This window comes from Arthrobacter sp. JCM 19049 (assembly GCF_001310435.1).
This window is the reverse complement of sequence record NZ_BAXF01000387.1, coordinates 1-2,086: the sequence shown is the minus strand read 5'-3', so window position 1 is coordinate 2,086 and position 2,086 is coordinate 1. Positions and strand designations below refer to the sequence as shown.

General features: G+C 66.8%; 2 protein-coding genes and 2 pseudogenes. All 4 read right to left on the bottom strand.

Going from position 1 to position 2,086, the window contains the following annotated elements; genetic code table 11:
* Nucleotides 1–399: AAA family ATPase (locus tag JCM19049_RS12490; protein ID WP_279403134.1), on the bottom strand; the 399-nt coding region annotated here is incomplete at its 3' end.
* Complete coding sequence (locus JCM19049_RS20730) at nucleotides 396–551, bottom strand: hypothetical protein (protein ID WP_279403133.1); 156 nt, start codon at nucleotides 549–551, stop codon at nucleotides 396–398. The genes JCM19049_RS20730 and JCM19049_RS12490, both read right to left, overlap by 4 nt.
* Before the next feature lie 14 nt (nucleotides 552–565).
* Nucleotides 566–1,692: pseudogene (locus tag JCM19049_RS12485) on the bottom strand (UDP-N-acetylmuramate dehydrogenase).
* A gap of 112 nt (nucleotides 1,693–1,804) precedes the next feature.
* Nucleotides 1,805–2,086 (bottom strand): annotated as a pseudogene (locus JCM19049_RS12480) (MFS transporter); the annotation flags it as partial.

The window sequence follows — 2,086 nt, the reverse complement described above, 5'->3', positions numbered from 1 at the left end:
CTGTTCGCGCAGCTGCTGGACCCAGCGCTCGGTCTGCCTTGGATGCTGCAGGTGCACAACATGCAGCCCCGGGAAACGGGACTCCAGGGTAGGGATGACCGGTTTGAGCTGGTTGCGGGTGTTCCAGCCCCAGCGGATGATGTGTTCCTTGTCGGTGAAGAAGGTGTGCAGCGCAGGCTCGTAGTTCCCGTTCCACAGCTCCTCACCCCGACGGCGGCGCCGGACTGTGCGGGCAATCAACCGGGCCATGCTGATTGGGGTGGGGTAGTCCAGCCAAAGCAGCGTGTCGGCCCGCGCCACGATCAGCGGGCGAACCTGCCGGTACTGCAGCTCGATGACCCACCGGGGACCGGCGATGAAGTCCTTGACGTCCTGGACGAAGGCGGGCCGTGGGGTCACTGCGGGCCATGGTGCAGGCTGTCGATTTCCACCCGAGGGTAGTTCAGCAGCCCGGCGAGCTGGTCACACAGCGTGGTTTTCCCGGCACCGCTGACCCCGGCCACGGTGAGGCGCTGCGGGTGCCAGGTAATGGGGTCGTTCACTGTGTGCACGCGACCAGCTCTCCTTAGTCGATGACCGCGTCGCGGCGCGGCCTGTGGTTGCCTGCCGGGAGGCTACAGGGCACCTGTTCGTCCAGTCTCAGCCCGATCAGCAGCGGCTCGTTGACCAGTGTGATGCCGAACTTCTCCGCGACCCCGCGGCGGATGGTGCGCGCGATGGCCAGCACGTCCTGCGCACTGGCCTCCCCCCGGTTGGTGATGGCCAGCGTGTGCTTGGTGGACAGCGCGGCCCGGCCTCCGGCCACCAGGTAGCCCGAGGTGTGCTCCAGCCCGTAGCCCTTGGAAAACCCGGCCTGGTCGATCAGCCATGCCGCCGAGAGCTTGACCTTGCCCGGCTCGGCCACCGGGTAGTGCGGGGCGTTCTGCGGCAGGTGCTGCAGCACGTGCTCGTCCACGATGGGTTGGTGAAGAACGAACCGGTGGAATGCGAATCCAGGTCCGCCGGGTCGTAGACCATTCCCTTGCCGCGGCGCAGTTCCAGCACGGTGCGGCGCACCTCGGCGGCCGAGGCGCGCTCCCCCACCTCCACCTCCAGGCGCCGGGCCAGTTCGGCATAGCGCACCGGGGATGATTCGGCACTGTACGGCAGCAGGAAGCTGACCCGCAGGACCACGTAGCGTGGGGAGCCGTCCACGCTGGTGCGCTTGATCAGCGAATCACGGTAGGCAAACTGCAGCTCCGCGTTGCTCAGCGTGATGATCTTGCCCTGTTCACGGTCAAAGACGCGCACGTTTTCCAGTGTCTGGGAGACATCCGCACCGTAGGCGCCCACGTTCTGCACCGGGGTGGCCCCGCTGCTGCCCGGGATCCCGGACAGGGCCTCAAGGCCGCTGAGCCCAGCGTGCAGGCTGTGGGCCACCACCGCGTCCCAGTTTTCCCCGGCGGCCACGGTCAGCCGTGCGGTGTCGGTGGAGATTTCCTGGACATTGATGCCCTTGGTGGCGATCCGGATGACCGTGCCGCCAAAGCCTTCGTCGCTGATCACCAGGTTAGATCCGCCGGCGACCAGCAGCACCGGGATGCCTTGGGCGTCGGCTTCGGCCAGGGCCTGGACCAGGTCGGCTTCGTGGTGGGCCTCCACCAGTTTCCCGGCCGGGCCGCCCACGGCGGTGGTTGTCAGGTGCTTAAGCATTCAGCGTTTCACTTTCCCTGCATCGATTGTTCACTGTCGCCGGTGTCTTTAGGATATCCGGCGGCGTTGGAGGAGAGGACCAGGGCCAGCACAACCAGCAGTGAAATGCTGCTCAAGGCTGGCAATAGCCGATCTGGTTGGCCAGCAGACCCAGCAACGGCGGGCCACCGAGGAACGCGCCGTAGCCGATGGTGGAGACCACCGATACCCGGGCCGCGGCATGCAGCGGGTCATCCGAGGCCGCGCTCATGGCCAGCGGGAAGGTCAACGCCACACCGATCCCCCACAATCCCAGGGCGGCGAACGCCACCGGCAGCGACTGGCCGGTGCTGAACAGCAGCAACCCAATCAGCGCCAGCACCGCGCTGACGCGGATACACCCACCCGCCAAAGC